Origin of the sequence: Thalassotalea sp. PS06, assembly GCF_007197775.1 — a bacterium.
In the GTDB taxonomy this organism is placed as follows: domain Bacteria; phylum Pseudomonadota; class Gammaproteobacteria; order Enterobacterales; family Alteromonadaceae; genus Thalassotalea_A.
In genome coordinates, this window is record NZ_CP041638.1 from 2,296,608 (window position 1) to 2,316,522 (window position 19,915).

13 protein-coding genes, 2 tRNA genes and 1 pseudogene are annotated in these 19,915 nt (G+C 43.8%); 5 read left to right on the forward strand and 11 right to left on the reverse strand.

Annotated elements, in window-relative coordinates; all coding sequences use genetic code 11:
• Positions 1-22: 22 nt before the first annotated feature.
• The 4 genes from FNC98_RS10185 to mutY all read right to left on the reverse strand — a co-directional run bounded on the left by FNC98_RS10185 (position 23) and on the right by mutY (position 2,116).
• A tRNA-Thr gene (locus tag FNC98_RS10185) sits at positions 23-98 on the reverse strand.
• A 349-nt stretch (positions 99-447) separates the two neighbouring features.
• Positions 448-523 (reverse strand) — tRNA-Phe (locus FNC98_RS10190).
• A gap of 274 nt (positions 524-797) precedes the next feature.
• Positions 798-1,067 (reverse strand): oxidative damage protection protein, encoded by a 270-nt coding sequence (locus tag FNC98_RS10195; RefSeq protein ID WP_143581130.1) that lies wholly within the window; start codon positions 1,065-1,067, stop codon positions 798-800.
• A complete protein-coding gene (gene mutY / locus FNC98_RS10200) occupies positions 1,067-2,116 on the reverse strand; it encodes an A/G-specific adenine glycosylase (protein ID WP_260680340.1) in 1,050 nt (349 codons plus the stop codon). Before mutY ends, FNC98_RS10195 begins: the two co-directional genes overlap by 1 nt.
• Before the next feature lie 207 nt (positions 2,117-2,323).
• Between mutY and trmB the strand changes: the two genes are divergently transcribed.
• The 4 genes from trmB (at position 2,324) to FNC98_RS10220 (ending at position 7,265) form a co-directional block, all read left to right on the forward strand.
• Positions 2,324-3,052: a tRNA (guanosine(46)-N7)-methyltransferase TrmB gene (trmB, locus tag FNC98_RS10205; protein WP_143581132.1), complete on the forward strand. Its 729-nt coding sequence runs from the start codon at positions 2,324-2,326 to the stop codon at positions 3,050-3,052.
• Between the two features lie 457 nt (positions 3,053-3,509).
• Entirely contained in the window at positions 3,510-5,102 is a 1,593-nt protein-coding gene (locus tag FNC98_RS10210) for a Na/Pi cotransporter family protein (RefSeq protein WP_143581134.1), read from the forward strand.
• Positions 5,103-5,328: 226 nt separating this feature from the next.
• Entirely contained in the window at positions 5,329-5,916 is a 588-nt protein-coding gene (locus FNC98_RS10215) for a xanthine phosphoribosyltransferase (RefSeq protein WP_143581135.1), read from the forward strand.
• 857 nt (positions 5,917-6,773) lie between these two features.
• Positions 6,774-7,265, forward strand: a complete 492-nt coding sequence (locus FNC98_RS10220) for a hypothetical protein (protein ID WP_143581136.1) — start codon at positions 6,774-6,776, stop codon at positions 7,263-7,265.
• A gap of 2 nt (positions 7,266-7,267) precedes the next feature.
• On the opposite strand, the gene FNC98_RS10225 is transcribed toward FNC98_RS10220, so the two are convergent.
• The 4 genes and pseudogenes from FNC98_RS10225 to FNC98_RS10240 form a co-directional block, all read right to left on the reverse strand.
• Positions 7,268-7,804, reverse strand: a complete 537-nt coding sequence (locus tag FNC98_RS10225) for a protein tyrosine phosphatase family protein (protein WP_143581138.1) — start codon at positions 7,802-7,804, stop codon at positions 7,268-7,270.
• Positions 7,805-8,050: 246 nt separating this feature from the next.
• Positions 8,051-8,779: a ThuA domain-containing protein gene (locus tag FNC98_RS10230; RefSeq protein ID WP_143581139.1), complete on the reverse strand. Its 729-nt coding sequence runs from the start codon at positions 8,777-8,779 to the stop codon at positions 8,051-8,053.
• A 93-nt stretch (positions 8,780-8,872) separates the two neighbouring features.
• Positions 8,873-9,139: pseudogene (locus FNC98_RS10235) on the reverse strand (glycoside hydrolase family 2); the annotation flags it as partial.
• Positions 9,140-9,276: 137 nt separating this feature from the next.
• Complete coding sequence (locus FNC98_RS10240; protein ID WP_143581142.1) at positions 9,277-10,050, reverse strand: IclR family transcriptional regulator; 774 nt, start codon at positions 10,048-10,050, stop codon at positions 9,277-9,279.
• A 576-nt stretch (positions 10,051-10,626) separates the two neighbouring features.
• Between FNC98_RS10240 and FNC98_RS10245 the strand changes: the two genes are divergently transcribed.
• A complete protein-coding gene (locus tag FNC98_RS10245; protein WP_143581143.1) occupies positions 10,627-11,046 on the forward strand; it encodes a hypothetical protein in 420 nt (139 codons plus the stop codon).
• Between the two features lie 550 nt (positions 11,047-11,596).
• On the opposite strand, the gene FNC98_RS10250 is transcribed toward FNC98_RS10245, so the two are convergent.
• The 3 genes from FNC98_RS10250 to FNC98_RS10260 form a co-directional block, all read right to left on the reverse strand.
• The gene (locus tag FNC98_RS10250) at positions 11,597-12,184 is read right to left on the reverse strand and encodes a hypothetical protein (RefSeq protein WP_143581144.1); all 588 of its coding nucleotides are present in this window, start codon (positions 12,182-12,184) and stop codon (positions 11,597-11,599) included.
• Positions 12,185-12,311: 127 nt separating this feature from the next.
• Entirely contained in the window at positions 12,312-14,504 is a 2,193-nt protein-coding gene (locus tag FNC98_RS10255; RefSeq protein WP_143581145.1) for a multiheme c-type cytochrome, read from the reverse strand.
• A 185-nt stretch (positions 14,505-14,689) separates the two neighbouring features.
• Entirely contained in the window at positions 14,690-19,693 is a 5,004-nt protein-coding gene (locus FNC98_RS10260) for a S8 family serine peptidase (protein WP_185967935.1), read from the reverse strand.
• Positions 19,694-19,915: the final 222 nt, after the last annotated feature.

Below are 19,915 nucleotides of genomic sequence, written 5' to 3' on the forward strand. Positions count from 1 at the left end.
TGCGCTGGGCTTTTCTTATGAATGGTGCCGACTGCCGGAGTCGAACTGGCGACCTACTGATTACAAGTCAGTTGCTCTACCAACTGAGCTAAGTCGGCACACAAAACTGTGTGCGATAAAAGGTTAACTTTTATCTTGGCACCAAGCCACTGTTAACTAACTTTAGAAAACAATCACTTTTTTAAAATGGTGCCCAGAGGCGGACTAATTTGTCCGGAACAAATTAGAAACAGCTTCGCTGCCTTTAGGTGAAATACATGGAAGTATTTCATTAATCTAACTTGTTCGATGAGGCTCTGGCATCATACATATTAAAATGGTGCCCAGAGGCGGACTAATTTGTCCGGAACAAATTAGAAACAGCTTCGCTGCCTTTAGGTGAAATACATGGAAGTATTTCATTAATCTAACTTGTTCGATGAGGCTCTGGCATCATACATAGTAAAATGGTGCCCAGAGGCGGAATCGAACCACCGACACGGGGATTTTCAATCCCCTGCTCTACCGACTGAGCTATCTGGGCAAATATGTTTAAAGGGCAATCCCCTGCTCATTCCGGAAACGAATAAATCCGTTTCGTTCGACGGCGCATGAATCAGTGATTCATATAAAGCGCTTGTCTCACCCAACTGAGCTATCTGGGCAAATATTTAAAGGGCAATCCCCTGTTGTCCTTGAGGACGGGCGCTATTAAACGTTTTTTCGTGCGCCCCGTCAACCCCTTTTTTCACTAATTTTTCTGTTCGGCTAATTAAAGAGCAAGCTGCGCTATTAATAAACAGAAATTCACAATGAATTTACTTTTGTGGGGTAAAACCTTCAATTTTCGGCTCTTTACCTTCAAACAGGAATGCCACCATAGTCTCTTCGAGAAACTTACGATCTTCGGCATTCATCATCGAAAGCTTGTGCTCATTGATCAACATGGTTTGTTTTTTCTGCCAAAGTGCCCAGGCGGTCTTACCGATATTATCAAAGATACGTTTACCCACTTCTCCCGGATAAAACTGAAAATCCAAACCGTCATCTTCTTTTTGTAAGTGTTGGCAAAATACCGTACGACCCATTATTTACTCTCTTTACTGGTTGTTAATTTGGCTAATAAGGTTTTACTGGATGCGGCCAGCCCTATATCGGCACCGTGTTGCAGATGGTACCAAAGCTGCGGCTGGTGATCATTAATAATTGTCGGTTGCGCTTCGATTTGCAATTTAACCGGGACAATATCCAGATGAAAGTGACTAAAGGTGTGGCGAAACCCATCAAGCATTTCAGTGCCGTGCAAAGCAAACCCCAGCTCAGTGGCAACGGATTCGATTTGCTCTTCACTTTCGGCTTCGTAAAAGCTCCACAAACCGCCCCAAATACCCGATTGCGGACGCTTATACATTAATACCTGCTCACCATCGGTAAACATCAACATAAAAGTGCGCTTAACCGGTTTTTCCTTTTTCGGCTTTTTACCTGGGTATTGGTCCGTAGTACCGCTTCGTTGCGCTTTACAATTTAAAGCAACCGGGCATAACTCACAGGTGGGTTTTCCCCGGGTACAAACCGTGGCGCCAATATCCATCATTGCCTGGTTGTAATCCGCCGCTCCGTCTTTAGGGGTCAACTCTTCACTATAAGCCCAAAGCGCCTTTTCAAACTTACTTTGGCCGGGATAGCCAGGTTCGGCAAAATATCGCGCTAGCACTCGTTTAACATTGCCATCCAATATCGGGTGCGATTGATTTAACGACAATGACAAAACCGCACCTGCGGTTGAGCGCCCAATACCAGGCAACGCGATAACCGATTCAATATCTTCTGGGAACTCACCATTGTATTCATCACGAATAATTTTCGCGGTTTTATGTAGATTTCTGGCTCTGGCGTAATAACCCAGGCCAGTCCAATGGTGAAGTACCGTGTCCTCATCAGCATTGGCTAAATCAACAACCGTCGGAAAGGATTCCATAAATCGTTGGTAGTAAGGAATAACGGTGGTGACCTGGGTTTGCTGCAGCATGATTTCAGAAATCCACACCCGGTAAGGCGTTTTATTTTGCTGCCAGGGGAAATGTTTGCGGCCCTGTTCGGCGAACCAGGACAAGACGAGTGAACTAAACGACATATATATGAAGAATTTGTTTTTGCGACATTGTACCCACATCCGTGGTTATCGCCAAGCCTGAAGCAACACCTTAGCCCTGCTAAACTTGAGTTTTTAAGGTAAAACGAAGATAATACGCGGCGCCTGAATTACGGCTTCGAGAAGCATTCCGAACATATCTTTCAGGTGAAGCCTAATATCATTCAACCAATCAACTGAGTGCATTTGATGAGTAACGACAGAACCCACAAAACCAAAGAACAGGCCGAAGCGGAAGGCAAGTACATCCGCAAAGTTCGCAGCTTTGTAAAACGCGAAGGCCGTTTAACCAAGGGTCAGGCAAAAGCACTTGATACTTTGTGGGACACCATGGGACTAGACCACAGCAATGGCATGCTGGACATGGCAAAAGAGTTTGGTAACACCAACCCGATCACCCTGGAAATCGGTTTTGGTATGGGTAAATCTTTGGTTGAAATGGCCAAAGCCGCGCCCGAGCGTAACTTTATCGGTATCGAAGTACACCGCCCTGGCGTTGGTGCTTGCCTGGCGCTTGCCGAAGCCGAAGGTGTGAATAATTTAAAAGTGTACGAGCACGATGCTATCGAAATCCTTGCTGATTGTATTCCAAAGCAATCTATCAATACGGTACAATTGTTTTTCCCTGACCCCTGGCACAAAGCCCGTCACCATAAACGTCGTATCGTAAAGCCGGAATTTATTGAAAGCATTCGTCAAATACTGAAAATGGATGGTGTGTTTCATATGGCGACCGACTGGGAAAACTATGCAGAGTGTATGTTAGATGATATGCGCCAAGCTGAACATTTTGAAAACCTGTCTACGACCAATGACTACGTGCCTCGCCCTGACAATCGTCCATTGACCAAGTTTGAAAACCGCGGACAAAAGCTAGGCCACGGTGTGTGGGATTTACAATTCAAACGCATTAGCTAACGTTCTCAACTTCAGAACCGTAAGATTTCCCTTGCGGTTCTCGCAATTTATGAACATAGCTGAGAATAACAGGCTTAGAGCTGTCTTTAACCTAAAACGTCAAATCCCCAAGATGCAACAACAGCCAGTTACACGATCCCACTCAGCCTAATCGCCCTTGATAAACTGCGATTCAGCGCAGCTCAAGGAACTACCCACAACTCAAGAACACGGGGTTTTATCGCCGTTGTTCGATTAAAACAGCTAATATTTTTTGCATAGCCGCTTTCCAAACCATTACGCTTGATATATCGAGTATGTGGCAATTTAAAGTCAATAAATTAAAACGCCCTGGTATTTAAGCCCCCTCTTTAATACTCAAAATAAATCGCTAAGCATTGATCCAACAAGCCGTTAATTTGAACTAACCTTTATTAACTGCTAAACCGCAAATAAACAATGAGTTATCTTTAAGTTTATGGAGATACTTACCACGCTTGGAGGCTTAGGGCTTTTTTTACTCGGCATGGCGATTATGACCCGTGCTCTTAAGGCTATTGCTGGTCACCAGATTAAAAGAATTTTATCCGACTTAACAAGCTCGCCGTTAAGTGCCGTGACTTTTGGTGCTTTTTGTACGGCACTATTACAGTCTTCTTCTGCCACAACCATAGCCGCGGTCAGTTTTGTCTCCGCAGAAATCATTAGCTTCACCAGTAGCTTAGGAATAATTATCGGTGCCAACCTTGGAACCACGATTACCGGCTGGTTAGTCGCATTATTTGGATTTAAATTTAAAATCGGTTCGTTAGTTTATCCATTGCTCTTTGCCGGCGCCCTTCTTAATCTCATGTCTCACAAAAAGCTGGCCCAGTTAGGATTAGTCATTGCCGGCTTTGCTCTGGTATTTTTAGGTATCGGCCACATGCAAGAAGGCATGGCGCAGATGCAGGACGTACTAACATTTGATCAATTTCCCGGTGACAGTTGGTCCAGTCGCCTGCAACTTATCGCATTTGGCATCCTTTTTACGATAGTCACCCAATCGTCTAGTGCAGGCATCGCTGCGACGTTAACCGCTCTTAATGCAGATTTAATTGTGTTTGAGCAAGCTGCTGCGTTGGCGATAGGGATGGACATAGGTACAACGGCAACCGCCGCATTAGCGACGATTGGCGGGTCAGTCAATGCGAAAAGAACTGGCTTTTCCCATGTGATTTACAACCTATTGACGGCAACAATGGCATTTTTTTTAATTACGCCCTTTATCGATATCACTAGCCTTTGGTTTCCAGCATTGTTAATCGATGAGCCGGAACTGGCATTAGTGGCTTTTCACTCTGGATTTAATCTATTGGGGGTGATCATTATTCTGCCATTTACGCAAAAATTTGCCATGTTCATGAAAAAACTCATACCGAGTGAGCCGCATGCACACAATCGCTTTTTGGACAGGGCGTTACTTGCCAGTCCGGATGTATCATTAATTGCTGTTGAAAAATCACTTAAGTCCCACCAAACCGCGTTGCTTGATGTTCTGGAAAGTCAATTAAAACAGAGCCCTGCGAATATTTCTCTAAGTCAATTGCAAAACAGTTTGGATGAATGTCACCGTTTTATCGATGAAATCCACCTTACGCCGGCCAATACACAACTATGGACTCAGTTAATAAATTCCATACATATCATTGATCACCAGCAAAGACTTCATGAACGCTGTGAAGAGGACGCCAAACGCGCGGTTACTGCCAGTAATTGGCGAGGTCTTGCCGCTGTACGACTTAATTTAATAACCTGTATCGATAAGCTGCGAGATTGCATTAACAATAAAAAGTCTGTGACCTGGAAAGTCGTCACTGAAGAAACATTAAGCCTGTCAACCCATGTTGCGAAATTACAGCTAACGTTAAGGGAGGAAACGGCCGAAAATATAGGCTCGGGCCAACTCAACATTGTGCAGGGGACAGAGTATCTGGAGGCGATCCGATGGCTCACTCGAGTATGCTATCATCTTCATCGAATCTCTGAGAGGATGAGTCAACTTTCGGCGGAAAACAGGTTAAAAGTATGACGATTTAAAGGTTATTCTGGCACTGCGGATGGGGGACAACCTTGATGGGCAAAAAAGCCTGAAGATTGCGCTTCGGTATTCTTCTTGCTCTTTTCACGACGAATCCTTTCCCCGTCATTAGTCCAGTTATCAACATTACCCAATATTGGTTTGTAATGAGAATTCTCACCCTATGTTTTTATCTTACGTCAGCATTTGTGCGTAATCCGACAACTAAGGAGCAGACGTGAAAATTTTTCAAGAACGTATCTTAAAAGATGGCATCGTAGTCAACAATTCGGCTATTGATGTCAGTAGTTTTATTACCAGGCAAATTGATAGCAACCTAATGGCGAAATGCGCACAGAAAATAGCAAAATATTATAGTGATAAACACATCGATCGAATTGTCACTATTGAAAGTGGTGGGATTGCTATTTCGATGCTGGTGTCCGTCATCTTGCATGTTCCTTTAGTGGTCATGAAAAAACAGCGGAGCATCCTCGACCCAGACGATATGCTAATCAGTAAAGTCTACAGCTTCACTAAAGCAGCGGAGTACGAGCTTAGCTGCTTTGCCAGCCATATTCACCCAGACGAAAAAGTACTGTTTGTCGATGATGTTCTTGCTTTTGGTAATGCCGTAAATGGTGTGATAGATATATTGAAACAAGCCAATGCGCGGTTAGCAGGTTGCGCTTTTCTGCTCGAAAAGTCATTTCAGCCGGGTAGAAAAATCCTCGATGACGCCGACATTGATGTTTTATCACTGGCCAGACTGGCAAGCCTGAAAAATGGGATTGAGTTTGTTTCAGAAGCAAGTTTACGGTCCTGAGTGGGAATTAAATATTGGTGGCTTAACGGGTTATATCTATTGCAACCTAAGTAGTCATCGAGATACCGCAGCACTAGCATCATTTTACGGCGTTGTTTAAACAAGACATGCCTGTCTATGTCGATTTTCTCTATCCAAATTTTCAGCACGTCAAATACAGTGACGCTAATTATTCCCTATTAACCTTTATTGGCTGAGAATCTCATTCTTAATGGCAATATCCACACTATCCCGGCCTTTAAGCCATGATCCCATCAGTTTGTAAGACATATCTCACAAACAAGTAAGATATCCACTGCAATTACTCACCTCCTGATTACATGCAATTCCTCACAGCCCTTTAAATTCAGTGTATTTCCCGACATCGTCGTTTTATTACAATTTAATGACGGCGGAAAAAGTGAAAATAATCGCTATTTTTCTGAACGGCTCAGGTCAATAATTAAATCGTCAGGATGACAGAGAGGTTCAGGACGAGCCGGCAGGGAAGCAATCATTCTTTTTTAAGCGCAAGCTTAAAAATAATGCTCGCTAAAGGATGGATGAATCAATCGTTGATTGTTTCGACTCCTAACAAGAACAAGTAATCCATTGAGCGGGTTTAAACCAAAAATAACAGAAGTATTGGATGAAAGGACACTAGTTCACCAAGTCGTCATTAATGGCTTAAACAGAACTCATAAGCAGCAGGATGCTTAAGTTTGAATATAAGGGGCGTTTTTCGCCCCTTTTTTTATGCACTTCGGAAAATTCAGCACTAGACTAGATGTTAACGCTTTAGGCTTTCATCCGAACCCATTAATAAATCCAACAAATCGGCTGCTTGTCTGTCGCCTGAAGCTAGTCGGAATAGAATAATGAAAAGACACTTTTGCATCAGCGACAACCTATCTCATTTACATTTGTTCTCATTAGAATTAGAGCAGAAAGGATTTTTGCCGCCACAGTTTCGAATTTTAAGTGACCAACCGGGCCTAAAGCAGTTAAAGGATTATTTCCCTACCGGGTTTTATTGGTTCGTAAACTTATATCGCTCTGAAATCCATACCATTTTTTGGTATATCATTGCCGCCTTCTTGTTATATCTTGGCTATGTTCTTGGTCTCACTAATACCGATGCCGGCTGGATACCCCTAATCGCCATTATTATCGTTTTTGTCGCCTTGACCACGGTATTGAGTGCAAGTGACGGAAAAGACTCCCTGACCTTAAACAGACAACGTCTGACACACGAGTTAGAGTCCGGTAAACACATTCTGGTTCTGGAAGTGGAAGAAGAGCAAGAAGTCACCCTGTTCCAGACGATTTTACTGCACCCGGAACTGGAATTCGGCCAACTTAAAGAATAAATTTAATTTACCGAATATTGCTGCTTCACATCATCAATAAATCTCTGCCAGGTTTCATCGGGTTTCCAGATAGCCAATAAATCCCGCTTAGCGGTTTCATCCGGTTCACCCAATTGAGTGACACGATAAAGGTATGTAAACACCGCCCCGCGCCAGTTCAGTTTGCAATGGGTCAGAGTGATTCCCTCACTCCCCTTTTGCTCCTGCATCACAGCAACATATTGCTCGAAATCTGCCAACCTTGGGTTTTCCCAAATGACCGGAATATTGTGGTAGATGAGTTCCAGCTTGGCCATAAATGCTTGTTCTTCAGTGCGATCCCCTGGGATCAAATCAATCACTTTGGTGACCCCTAGAGCCTTTAACACTTCAAACTGAGCTTCGTTTGGTAAACCAGAGCTCACCATTTTCTCGTTGTTTACCTGATAATTTTTTAATTCAGATAGCGCTGTCTGCAAGTCTGCATCGTCAGCGAACGCTGTCGGTACTCGACAAAAAAATATGAAAAATACCAATAGTGTGAGGTTTAAAGCTTTCATCGTACTTACCCCAAAGAGGTCTATTTAAAAATTCATTAATTACAGCAAGTTAACGGGAGAGGTTGTTATAAAACTCATACCGCTTAATATTAGAATACATAATTAGCACAGCTCATCTCTGCCGACTTTCAATCGCGAGATTTAGGAATACCCAAAAGGGGAAGAGCCATCAAGAAATCCAACTTACCCAATTAGTTATACTAAATTTAGACTTCGTATAATTGATTTTGCCCTAGATTTATAACGTTAATCTTCCATGCCCGCTGCCCAGCGGATCCCGCCGGTTAGGTGCTCAAGAAATAGTGGATTTGTATACGTTGCTATAGTGTGGCCTAAGCCAGTATAAAACGTCCGGCCTTGTCCCATCTCTCGTTGCCAGGCAATTGGATGATCGCCCATGGCACCATTCCCGGGATCATAGCTGGACTCATCCAGTGATAATAAGACTTCAACATTATCTCTTGGATTACGATTAAAGTTATACCACTCGTCCGAATGCACCCAGGTATCTCCCAGATGACTGGTTGCAGCCGTATCATCCTTTTCAACAATTAGAGTTGCCGACTGCACTTTTGGATGGTTTTTAAAATAAGCGCCTACTAATTGGCTATACCAGAGCCAACCATGTTCGGTATCACTGGCAGAGTGAACGCCAACAAAACCGCCGCCGGTTTCAATATACGATTGAAACGCAGATTGCTGCTCTTCATTGAGGACGTCACCGGTGGTATTTAGAAATACCACCACGGCGTAACGACCAAGGTTTTCAGGAGAAAACGCCCTGGAGTCTTCGGAAAAAGCAACTTGCCAGTTATTTTTTTCACCAAGTTTTAATAACGCTTGTTGGCCGTCGCCTATAGACTGGTGTCTAAAACCCTGGGTTTTAGTGAATACCAGGATGCGCGCTGGCGCTGCCGTTGTCGCACCAATTTCTTTCTTATTCTCTTTTTGGCACCGTCTGTACTTCCTTTCGATACATCAGTTTGATTCGACTGACAGCCACTAAGTCCCGTAAAGGCGGTCAAGCATAGTAAGAAAACGACAACAGCTTTCATTATAAGATTCCATTTATTGAATTGTTATTGTTTGTTCAATAGGCGTTAGACCATCGCCACTGACCATCACTTTCACGTCGCCAGCATTGAGGTTACTTTGTACGATTGCCAGTGCTCTACCCTGGCTGGTTTGCAACGTATCACTTTGATGTCGTTGAACATTATCCGACGCACCATTGTCCACACCCAGTAACTTGATATCACCTTCGAAGGCATAACTCAACTGATATTCTTGATGACGAACCGGATTGCCGGCACTATCGACAACCAGGGGCACTAAATAGGCAACATCATATCAACGGGCTTTTGTTTAACACTTATACGTTGCTCAGGTTGTGCTTTGACATGCATTACTCCTGCAATCAACTGACTATCAAGAACTGAAAAAGATTTACCTCAATGACTAATGTTTGATGCCTAAAACTGTCGAACGAAACCAAAACTGATCGCTTTAGAGATATCATCAGCAGCCTTCCGTAATTCTTCTGTAACCCTATCAATGGAAAGACTTTCTGGTAAGCGCTGAACGAAAGGTATAGTTATCGATGCGACGATGAAATTCCCGTCTAGAATAGGGAAAGAAATATCTGTGACGCCCTTCATAAATGAGCTTTGCACCTTCACATATCCCTGTTTGCTCGCCTTTTTACACTCTCTTAAAAATTTACTGACGTCTTCCTTTTCGTGCAAGTTGGATAGCTGCGCCAACATTTCCTCTTTTTGCGAGTCACTTTGATAGGCGAAGAACAATTGCCCTTCTGCAGAGCAAATTAATGGGCAGCGAAAACCGACTCGAACCGAATAACTCATGTTAGCAGCTGGTTCTGCGCGATTAAGGACAACAATTTGCTCGTGTGATTGGACAGATATGTGACAAGACATGCTGGTTTTATCCGCAAGCTGACGAATTATGGGGGATGCAAACTCTAGAATATCCTTGATGGGCTCTTGTTCTGTCGCCAGCTGCAATATTTTTCGTGTTATACGATACCCTTCACTTTCACCATCTTTTTCGATATAACCACGCTGTTCTAATACCAATATCATTCGGTATATCTCTGCATTCGAACGACTGAGTTTTTCCGCTATCCCTGAGACAGTAATTGGCGTTAAATCTTTAGATAGTAGTTCCAAGATATCCAACCCTTTTTCCAGAGCTGGCGCTGAATATTTCTTATTAGTGGCTACCATGGGCTTCCCTTATTTGACGACTGAAGTCAAAAATTTATCTGTGAATTACTCAGTTAAGGGCTCATTGTAATAATTTTACAGAGAATGTCGATTATCGGTTTACAAACTCTAATCACACTTAATTACTTGTTGTTATATATAAACCCTTCCTAATGCTCTAAGTGAACATATTTTCCATATACGTTGCAAGATTTAGCACCTTTTAAAAGGCTATTACGAACAAAAACTAGTGGAGTTAAAAATTTAAATGCGGATATGCCAACCATATTTTGCGCTTAATTTGGCAGATAAACAGTTCAAAAAATCAACTTAACTAGGAATTACGTTTTGCATAAAAGTCTATAGGCCAAGCTTGCTTGGCGTGGATTATCGAACATATGAGAGTATGGCTTTAACACGGCTAAAACGATTAAACCGACGTAAGTTTCTACATGTAAAAAATCTATAAGCCGCACTGGGATTAGTTGATTTAACATTTTGATACAGGGCTGGTACTAAACAGCTCTTTTTCTTTTTACGAATATGTTTTAAGGTAGGCGCTCATAACAATACCTAATCTAACACGAGAGCCACTTTATGAGACTTTTGTTTCCCCTTTCATTAAGCCTTTTCCTTTTCGCCTGCAGCGAACCACAAAAAGCTGATACCCAAACCACCGAACAAGCAGACTACTCTTCCAGCTTTGAACAAGACATCGAAGATAGAAAAGCCCAGTTAGAGCAGTCGATTCAGGAAGCTGAAGAAAGGGTTGCAAAGAAGATTGAAGAGTCAAAAGCTAAGTTCGAGGAAAAAGTCGAATCCGCGCAACAGGCATTTGAAGAGCAAATTGATTTATCACAAGTCGATTTTGAAGGCGGTATTGATGCTTCCAAAGAGTCTATTGAAAAAAATCTTGAGAAAGGCGAAAAGTGGCTGGAAAAAGAGCTTAAAGGCTCGGAAGATGAATTAAAAGATAAGCTGAAGAAGCTCGATAACCTGCTTTCTGGAAAGGATTAAGCAAGGAGTAGAAACTCCCTGAGCACGTATCGCGAGCGATACTCCTAGCACGTGACATAAAGCACACAATCAGAGATAGTTTCGAGCATGTGACATAAACGTCACTGCTAGAACACAATCAAAGATTGTTCCTAGCACGCGACATAAAATGTCACTCCTGGCACGCTGATGTCATCAGCTTAGAGCACACGCTGTTCCGAAAATGCGACACAAAACATCGCTCCGAATTAAAAGCAACAACCTTGAGTCATTCCCTGATGCTACAGGGAATCTTGGCCAACCTTGAATCAGCCGATTGTGCCAGCTAGAGTCATACGCTATTCCATTTATTTACTCCGTCTTCCCGTGCTCCGACACGGGACCTCCCTTCGTTTTACTGAGACTTGTTTACTCAGTTCTTAAGCTAAAAAGTTGAAATAAATAGGATCACAGCATGCGATAGGAGATCCCGCATCAAGTGCGGGATGACGGTGGACATTATGGAGATAGCGGAAGGTTCAATGACTCAAACTCGCTCTTCTGAGCCATCAACCAAATCTCGCTCTATTCTCTACAAATCGACAAGCTCTAAACATTTTCGAGCTAATCTAGCCGTTTTCTGAGATAAGGGTGCGACGTCAATTGTTACAGAGTAAGGCTTTTCTTCTTTGATTAATTCCACGCGCAGAGGTTGCCCTAAGGTCAAATGGTGATAAGCAAGCAAACCTTGCTCAACCGTTTTATCAAACAAAATAGTGTTTTTCTTGATGATTAACTTTTCCCAATTTGATTCATTAACCTCTAGATCAGCAACCTTGTAATTTACATTTTTAACGTCCTTGATGCGGTAATTACTATTCTCATCAATGTATAGGGCCTTCAGCGCAATAGAAGGGATCAAAATATCACCGTCTTTCTGCAGTGTTATATCAACTGGGTAAGTAAAATAATAATCATCGTAGGCAGAAACGGATAAATGACAAACCGATGCTGAGGTTATATCCGAAGCCGATTCGATATAGTTACCAAGCATCAGATTTCCTGACGAATCGAGCATATCAAACTGAAAAGATCCTTTGATATTAATTGTTTCAGGTACATCGATGGCAATTACATTTACCGAAATAAATGCGAAGCAAAGAACTAATAGCCTGGTCATTTTTATTTCCTTATTATTCCGCCGCCTCAAAAAAAAGCGTGATTTTCTATTGTGAATTCATGGGTAAATCCAGCTAGCTTAAAAGTTGAGACAGCGTTTTACTCCCAACTTGAAAACTCAACTCCCCCTAGTAACGCCCCTGCTTCGACATAAAGAACTGATAGGAGTTAATATCCTGAAGCTTTTGTGAAAAGTTTAAGCCCAACCGGACCAGTTGTGGATTGTCGTTATATCTTGGCAGGATCTGTTTTAATCGATTCAGGGCCTCGCGGGTATTGCCAACACTATCCAGGCTCAAAAGATATACATAAACATACTGGACGTTTTCGATATCTAATTGTGCCGCTTTGGCAAAAGATTGCAGCGCGGTTTTCTTATCACCAGCGCGAACCAGGTGCATGCCATAGCCATAGTGCAGCATTGCAGATTTTGGCACCGCCTTGAGACCTGCCTGATAGGTTTCAAGCTCTTTATCCAGTTGATTTAATCCGCGGTATAAATCCGCCAGATTGACATAGGCAGGATCAAAATATGGGTCAGCTATAATGGCCTGTTCTAGCGCCTGTTGGGCTTTGTTATATTCTCCTAACGCCACATGCAACATACTCTGATTCAAACCACCCTCGCCTCGCCAACGGTTAAGCTCATTGCTCTCAAATAGCTCTTTAATGCCATTGGCTAAAGATGGCGAAAACTGTACGCCAAGATTCATCAACTGCTGGGCAGCAGCCACTCTCACCGCTTTATACTCGTCATCAAGAAGGCTCATATATAAACCTTGCTGCTGCTCTGCTGGCAACAAAAAGCCGACATGCGCCATTGCAAGGCGAATTAGTGGTTCTTCGGATTGAATCCAGGTTTTGGCCATGGATTCATTTATCGATTCGGTGCTATTTGCAAGTAAGCGCAGCGCACTGGCGCGATGTATTTCGTTCAGAGCATCGCTATTGATAACACTAAGGTGTTGTTGCAAGGTTATCGGGTTGCCGTGTTGTAAATTCAGGTAATTTTGCTCGTCCACGCTCAGTGTTCTTGGCTTACCATGGAGTTTACGAAGCTCACTACTCGCCCAGCTATTGGACTTGTCTTCATGGCATTTGGTACAAGCATTAGGGCTGGCAATGCGAGTACTTAAATCAGGACGTGGGATTTTAAAACTGTGATCGCGCCTGTCATCAACGCCCATGTAGGTGGTTTCTGGCATATGACAGTCAACACATTGGCCGCCTTCTTGCTCCAACGGATGTCCCGTATGCTTGGTTTGCTGGTATTTTTCGGCGCTATGACATTGTAAGCACAGGCCATTGCCTTCCACCTTGATCTTCATCGTATGTTTGTCGTGACAATCAAGGCAATTTACCCCGGCGTTGAACATTTTGCTCTGTAGGAAAGAGCCGTAAACATACACCTCTTCTTTAATTTGCCCATCACTGTAATACAACGGATGCGCCAGCATACTCGGTGAAAACTGATCTAAAAATGCGGTACCCGGTTCAATGCCATCGGTCAGAGGTGAGCGCAATGAGTGACAGGCAAAACAAGAATCCATAAAGGTATTGTCGCGTTTTTCACCTTTCCAGCTGGCAACATCTTCGCCAGCCATTCTCAACCATTGGCCAATATCCTGGTTTGAGCGGGTAGCTGATGGTGCTTCCACAAGAGCAGAATAAGGATCTGCCCCCTGTGATTGATGATCTTCCATGTTGCCATGACAAGACTGACAGCCAACATTAATGTTGTCGTAATGGCTAGAGAAAGTGTTTTTAGCTGCATCGTAGTTGCGCTTTAAGCCGTCGGAGTGGCAGTCGGCGCACATGCCATTCCAGTTCTGCATTGGCTGCTGCCAATGCAAACGATCCGCCGGTTTTATATCTTCATCTGCGTATATCGGATACCAACGTTGACCACCCTCTTCACTGCTGCGGCTATCCCAGGCAAATGGGAATACCTGCAAACGACCACCTTCAGCCTCGATTAGATATTGCTGCAACGGATAATGCCCAAAGACAAATTTTGCTTCATATTCTACCGACTTATCTCCATGTTTTAACGACATTAAAAACTTGTTTTGTTGACGATAAAATTTAGCTGTTTGGGTGAAGTGCTCAACGCTTACGCCATTAAAATTTCCTAATACCGTTTTATCACTCGCTTCAGCCATGGCCTTGGCATGATCCGATTGCTGCCAGGCGGAAACCTGTTGTTGATGGCAATTCGTGCATTGCTCAGGCGCAGCAGATTTAGCCTGAGCGACACCGGTAGAGAAACAGATAGAGATAAAGAAAAGTAAGAAACTGATTAGATACGTGGAAAACTTCATTATTGTTTTTATCTGGATAATTCTGACAAATGTTGTGATTCAGACATAGCGCCCGGGCCAAACGTTAAGTACTTCATTAAACCACAGTTTATTAAAATTGCCCTATGGTTTCGCGGTATTACGGTTAAAAAAAATCCCGCCGAAGCGGGATTTTAACTTAAATGAAGTGTCTTTGATTTAACCGATTATCGTAAAGAACGTCTTCTTAGTGCAAGAGGAAGCATAAGCAGGGTGAGCCACGCTAAAGCACCACCTGATTTTTTCTTCTCTTTCTTCTCTTCTTCTGGATAGATACAGCTGCCGTCATCGTCCGTCGCATTTTCATCGAAGTTGTTAGCATTCGAATCTGTACAACCATATTCGATGCCATCAGACAGAACCGTTAACATGAAGCTTGCGCTTGCCATATCGCTTGGGTTTGACGCATCTGCAACCATCACAGTTACCATGGTTTCACCATGGAAGTTTGCTTCTGGCATTAGTGAGAAGGTACCACCAGGTTTATGGCTATGAACTTCCGCCGTAACGTTGTCACCGTTCACGGTAACGATATTGCTGCGATTATCAGCATCTGCATAGGAGATCACCAAGTCGTCTAACGATTCATTTTCGTTAACCGTCAAGTCAGGGTAAACACCCATGGTCAGGTTACCATTAACGGTAATTGCCTGTTGAACTTCAACTGTCGCGATACCTTCAACGTCGCTAGTCGTGGTAATGTTCAGGTCTTTACCTGCCGCATCTTCATCAACGCGAGCTTGTAAAGTCACCTTAAACTGACTCATTTGCGGACCAACATAGTCATAACAAAGTACCAGACCGTCCGACAGTTTCTCATCGATATTGTCATACGCGTACTGAGTACCGGAATAACCTTCCAGTGGACCAAAGGTCGTCTGGATGCCTGAGAAACCATGGATACCAACGGTACCAAGGGTTTGACCTGCAAAGTTGAGGTTATCGTAGGCCATGATCACTTCATATTGACCTTTACCAAACTGGTATGGACCTAAGTTGAAAATAACCTCGAAGTCATAGCGATCGGTATTATTCTCAACAATGTTTTCCTGCAAAATCCAATCCCAGTATGACGATTGTGAACGGACATTATCCCACTCAACAATCACGGTCTGGTCTTCAGTGTAAGCAAAGGTAATACCTGAGTTTAAGTCGCTATCCCAAAGGTTTGGCTCATATGGTGTACCAAACGCTTGTCCAAAGAACTCACCTTTCCAAAGAGGCGCAATCATCGCATCCGGGAAGCTTCCCATAGGGAATGGCAAGTGGAATGGGAAGAATAACGGCAGATCATCGAACTGCAGGTAACCCATTGGACTCATAGTAAACTGCGGATAAGACTGATACTCGTAGTTGTGATACAAGGAGTACGTTGGATTGCCGCCCCATAACCAAGCAAATGGTACGGATAGGTTTTCATTCCAGACGCCACCCCAATCCGGCGTAAAGCCAACAGCGGTTTGTAAGTCGATGTAACCACCGTCATGATTCGGTAAACCGAATGATGGAGTACGACACATGGCATCCTGCAAGTTTGTAGTGACCAGGTATTCCGGGGCAACGTTTGATGTATCGGCTTGTACACCGCTAACAACAATCGTACGACCATCAACCATTAGCTGCTCTTCGCCAGAGTTATGCAATTGTACCGAATCAGCAACCAGGCTCATGCCTTCTGGCAATGCCGTGGTCAAGGTAAAGTTACGATCACTACCTGTGGTGTTTTCCATCACGTTAATGGTGACATCAACAACATCGCCGCCAGCAGCCATAGTTTGACTGGTTTGGATTTGAGTGTCGTCTTTTTCACGATTTAAACGATAAGGGATAAGGCCAAGGTCGGCCATATTATTGCCATCAGAGCCTAGCTCCATTGCACCGTAATAGATATCGCCGGACATCATGTCCATATTCCATTCTACGTCTAATTCGAATGAAGATGCTCCATCATAGCTTTGCGGACCAGTTACCTGGATGCTGTCGGATAAATCATTACCAACGACCGCAGTAGCTACTGTGTATGTGTCTACAGGAATCGGCTGAGAGGCATCCCACCACTTTTTCCAGTTGTGGAAGACGACCCAATATTTACCGCCATCCGGATTATTGATGTTACAGAAATCATTTCGTAAATCGCTTAATGAAATACAAATTGCTTCCTCATCCATTTGCACCATGTTATCGCCATTGGCATCGATACCAACGATGATATCTAGATCACCACGAATGTAATCTTCGATTGCAGTAGAATCATCAGAGCTGATCACCTCGGCAATCAGACGCTTGCTACCTGCTGGTACATCAACCCAGTGCGTGTAGGTAGATTCATCAAGATTGCCACTGATAAACGGTGAAACATACTCTTGCGCCTGAGGTAAAGTAAAACTCATCAGGTTCGCTTTTTGCTCTTTATAGCTAGTAATATTCAGATCTTTGAAGTTTGCACTTGTCAGGCCGCGTAACGTGTATACATCATTATTACGATGTGCCGACATGGTGATGTTTTCAGGTAAAGTACCGTGATTGTATTTCAACGCTACCGGCATATAGCTATCGGCACTTTGTTGGTTATCCTCTTTGATAACCACGCTACCATGTACTTCTACTTCAGAGTTACCAATCGCAGATTGGGCATCCAGAATTTTCGCTTCAAAGACAACCGATTGTTTCTGGCCTTTTTTCAGTGAAAAGCTTGAAGGGTATGAAGTCAACTGAACCGAGTATTCACCGGTTTTCGGCTCAACGGTCCAGCTACCATCATGGGTAGCCTCGAAAGTACGAACCCAGCTACAGCTGCCTTTACAGTTAAAGTTAACCAGCTCAGGCATGTTCAATGCTTTTACATCACCACCGTTTTGTGGGTTAGCAAGCATGAAGTTTTCTGAGGTTTCGTCCATGATAAGACCCGCAGACGCTGCTGATGCGACATCAACTCGACCGGAACCCGCACGATAAATACCAGCTTCGGTAATACCATTTGGCCAACCTGAATCGTAACGAACGTTGCGGTTAGCAGTCATCATGATAGCCGACTGAATTTGCGTCGCTGTCCAGTCTGGATTTACCTGACGGATAAGCGCTGCTGCACCACTGATATGTGGTGATGCCATTGATGTTCCGCTATAAACCGCATATTTACTCGATAAGTTTACTGCTGAGAACGGATGTTCATCGGCAGCACCGGCGTAAATATCAACACCAGGGGCAGAAATTGACGGAATCAAATGCTCTGGGTTGGTTCGGCTCGGTCCGCGTGACGAGAAATTTGCCAGCATATCGGCATTTTCTGGATTCACATTGCGGTTTATCTCACTGGCAGTAATGGTAGCCATGTGACCGCTACCGGATTGTAACCAAGGGATCAATGACCACTGGGCATCGCTGCTAATATGAACACCTGGAATTGAGTAAACGTCATTATTTAATGATTCACCATATTGAGTGTTGTATAGAACAAAACCACCAGCGCCACCGGCTGCAACATTGTCAGCTTTAGCAACACGGGCAATATCACCGCGCTTACAAACAACGATTTGATTTTCGGTAAAAGTATCTGCTGCAAAAGGCTCAAGACATAGCTCATCACCATAGTTTGCCGCTAATACGATCTCACCGCTAAATTCACCAGAGATACCTTTACCTTCAAACATACCTGGTGCCGGAGTATCACCGCCACTAAAAGTGCCTAAAGATTTACCGGTAATATCGATAGTACGTCCAGTAGTTGTTGCGCCAACGGTTAATAACCAAGGTGACGTATGATCTGCAGAAGACATGTATTCATGGAAACCATCGGTACCGCTATTACCTGCGGATGCGGCAACGACAATGCCCGCTTCCTGGGCAGATAGGAAAGCAAGTTCAACGGGGTTTTCCCAAGGGAACTGCTCACTACCACCAATGGAGAAGTTGATAACGTCAACACCATCAGCAATGGCATCTTCGATACCCGCTAATAATGCTTCCGTTGGACAACCGGCATAGGCATCGCCCGCATTACCCGGATAACACACCTGATAAGAGATGATGTTTGCATGGGGTGCAACACCAGAAATGGTGCCCATATTCAAACCAGTGTCGATACCGTCGCCGTCACCTAATTGCGGCACTACATAAGGAACATCATGAAGGATGTTACCAGCAGCCGTACTGGCAGTGTGAGTACCATGACCGTTGTAATCTTCACCGTTTTTCGGGCGAATTTGTACGCCTTCCATCCACTCAGGATGATCCGGTGCCTGAAATTCCGGGGCGTTATAGACATCAGTAATGACATCATAGCTGCGAACACCAATTAGCTTATCGTTACAAAGACTGGCAAATTCGTCTTTGCCACAATCACCAACATAGTTGCCGTCACCAAACGGGTTAATATGTTGATAGCCATCGCCGCCAATGGCCGCAAAAGATGGGTGATCAGTATTGATACCGGTATCAAGGACACCAACGATCAATCCTTCACCTTGCATAGCTGGCGCGCCCTCACCGGCCGATTGCCACACTTGCTCTGCACCGATGAGTTGTGGACCGATATCGGTGTGCAGCTCATGTAAGGTTGAACGAGTTACGGCAGTGACCTGAGGTAAACGCGACAACTCTCTTGCCTGTTGCTGGTTTAGCTCTACCGAGAAACCATTGATGGCAACGGTAAACTGTTTTCTCGCCTCAATCGCCATCCCAAGAGAGCTTAAATTATCAATAAACTGATTTTGTTTGTTTTTCAGATAATTTTGGTAGGCATTGATATCTGTCTTGTTTCCAGCACCCGCGAATAGGTTAAATTTCCCCTGAACGCCCTGATTGCTGGTGTTTGACAAAGCCGTCGCGTTTAATCCCTGGACGCCACCATGATATTGAGTAACCGGTGCTTCTTTCATACGAACGATGTAGGTATGGGTACCTTCAAGCCCATCTTCCGGACTGAACTTTTCGGCACTATTGGCACGGGTAATATGTTGGTTAACATTGTCTGCACGCTTTAACACGTTGTTTTGCGTACGGCTTTGCTCACGGCGCTGTTGCATTTGCTCGAGCTCCGCTTTGCTAAATGGCAGTTGTTTTAAACTGCCACTACTTAGTGTTGTTGATGAAGGCTCTGCCAATGTAGCAGCCCCAACTCCTAAGGCATAGCAAGCGCTGGCTATGCACAGGGAGATAGATTTTAGTTTCATCGTGTTCTCCATGATTGTTATCATTTTTTTGTTATGATTGTTCGACCCACCCTTACTGGTGGACCACTCATGTTAAACACCATTACTGCGCAAATACCCGTCAATTATTGTGCAAAATTGTGTACAGAAAACTGTCTAAAATTGTCGCAATAAAAATTGTGCAAAATTGTACACAAACCTTTAAATACGGTATATACAGGGTTAGTATCCACTGTCGTATGC